Genomic DNA, 2,565 nt, shown 5'->3' with positions numbered 1-2,565 from the left:
CCGAAACCCGGTATGGATGGCTGGAGGGATTGAAGTAGATGGTAAAGATGGTAAAGAGATTCAATGGAGCCAACCAGAGATTTTACTCTATGATGATGACCCCTTGATCCGAATGAGTTATCCTGACCTGATTGAAGAAAATGGCAATTATTTTATTACCGAAACACAGAAGGACATTGCCCGTGTCCATCAGATTGACAATGCTTTTTTGGAACGACTTTGGGGACAGTTTAATGAACCTGTACGAGTAAGGGATGGTTTGCTGGTCAACTGGTCCGGTAAAGGTAAAAGTTTGCCGCAAAAACTTCCGGCCCCGAATGTACCCACCTTTCGTGTTAGGGATACCAATACTGCTGATTACAGAGGGAAAAGCAACAATGTAGGCTTTACCATTGAACTGGGATTTTTGCTAAATGAAATAAAAGTAGGGCAGGTACTTGCCGATACTAGAGATGGCTCAGGCAAAGGATGGTGGATAAGTATTTCGGACAATAAAACTTTGGAATTTCAAATGAATGACGGCCAAACACGTGCAGTATGGAGCTCTGATCCCGGATTATTGATGCCAGGTAAGCAACATCAGGTAAGTATCATTGTTGACGGAGGACCAAAAATCATTGCATTTGTCGTAGATGGGCGCTTCAATGATGGGGGGAAAGATCGGCAATTTGGCTGGGGGAGGTTTAGTCCATATTTCAAATCGCCTGAAGGATCAAAGACTTTACTGCTAGGTTCAAGTATAAATGGAGAATTGAGTTATGTGAGGTTTTTTGATCGGGCATTGATGGTTTCGGAGGCTTTGGCTAGTCAGAGGTGGATGGAGTGATTTGGTGATGGGGTGATGGGGTGATGTAGTGGTGTAGTGATTTGGTGATGGGGTGATGGGGTGATCTAGTGATGGAGTGGGTGGTAGTTCTGTTGGGCTAGGGATTTTGTTAACTTAAGGGATAAAAATGAAAATTAGGGCGAAATCAATTTGATTTCGGGTTATTACTGCATACTATCATCTCAAGGGTGGCTGAGGGGAGCAGAAGCCAGCAAATCGAAAACTTCTTTCTGCAAATATTATAAGATTGGTGAAGTGCATCATTCGGGAAGGTTAAATACCAATACAGTACCTCCAGGGTGGGTATCATTTTTGAACCGATTACAGAGATGGCGATGCCTTGTTGTCGTTTATCGAATTTATACTTGAGGTAGCGTGTTCTTACTAAGGCAAGTATTTAATTTCATGAATCTTCAGACCAGTTGAAAACCAATTAACAAAATACTAAACATTTATTTTTAAGTCATTTATAATCAAGGTTTTTGAATTATTCCACTTGGCCTGCATGGCCAAAAAAACGATCGGGATTTCTTAAACGATTTACTTGCTCAATTTGAGATTCATTTTACCCAATGAATAAAATTAGCACACTATAATAGGGCTGTAACTGCATTCAAATAGCTACTGTTCCAATATATCCCTTTCTACAAGAATTGTTTTCATGTCTTCATGTGCTTCACAAAATTTTGATTGAATCTTCTGAGTTGTGCTTTTAAAATCAGGATGATCTTTCATTTTTAAGAGAATAGGGTCTTCTAGTAGAAAAAGCACAAACCAGTATTGATAATTTTCTTGTTCAGAAAAGGCTTTTAAATGTTTTATTCCTTTTTCGATGTCACCTACAGCTGCATAGTAGGAAGATAAAATCAAATCTTTATATATGGATTGATCGTTTTCCGCAAAATCAAAATAACTTTGGTAATACGGCTTGGCTTCCTCTTCACGACCGAGTTGTTCCAATACAAAGGCTATTTTGATATCTTCACTTTGGTAAATGTCTAATTGTAAAGCAGACTTAATGGAAATAAGCTTTTCATAATAAAGCCAAGCTTCATTGTACGCTTTCAAAGTGTAGCAAACTTTCGCTACCTCCTGGATGACATCAATTTTGGTTGTGTCTTGCCCAAAGATTTTAATCAATGCAGCTTTGGTTTTTTTTAAGTCTTTATGCTGTCCCAACTTAATGTATTCATGGAGGTACTTTGAATAATGGTTTTGAGGATTTAAAGCCTTCGATTTCCTTATATATTTATCTGCTTCAGTTAAAAACCCCGATTGGGTAAGTGCATTACTTAAATGCAAATAGCTAATGCTTGCGGATACAGAATCTTTATCAGAAACGGCTACTTCTATGCCTTGCAATGCATGCAATAGATATTTCTCTGTATTTGGAAGCATGTAAGCATAGATATCCGACAGGAAATTATGAATCCATGCGATATTGGGATAGTAGTCCAATACTTCTTCAAAAGATTCCACGGCCTGGTCATAATCTTGTATTTGCATAAAATACAGCGATCTGGCAATTAAGCTCTCGCCAATATCCGGATCCAAGAGCATCGCTTTGTCAGCGTAGTTCTTAAGTTCTTCAGTAAATTGTTTTTTGGCTTGAAAAACGTCCAGATAGTAATAACATAAGGCGACATAGGCATAAGCATTGGCAAATTGACTATCTTCCTGAATCGCTTTCTTAAACTGACTGACTCCTTCCTCCAGACCAATTCCGGATTCATCATTTA

At 38.6% G+C, this 2,565-nt stretch carries 1 protein-coding gene and 1 pseudogene; one reads left to right on the top strand and one right to left on the bottom strand.

Going from position 1 to position 2,565, the window contains the following annotated elements; all coding sequences use genetic code 11:
* A pseudogene (locus tag AAC037_RS23350) lies at positions 1-826 on the top strand (hypothetical protein); the annotation flags it as partial.
* A gap of 621 nt (positions 827-1,447) precedes the next feature.
* On the opposite strand, the gene AAC037_RS23345 reads toward AAC037_RS23350, so the two are convergent.
* A partial coding sequence (locus tag AAC037_RS23345; RefSeq protein ID WP_339906019.1) for a tetratricopeptide repeat protein occupies positions 1,448-2,565 on the bottom strand: 1,118 nt, incomplete at its 5' end.

This window comes from uncultured Cyclobacterium sp. (genome assembly GCF_963976465.1).
Taxonomy (GTDB): domain Bacteria; phylum Bacteroidota; class Bacteroidia; order Cytophagales; family Cyclobacteriaceae; genus Cyclobacterium.
The sequence above is the reverse complement of the archived record's forward strand: the minus strand, read 5'-3'. Positions and strand labels throughout refer to the sequence as shown.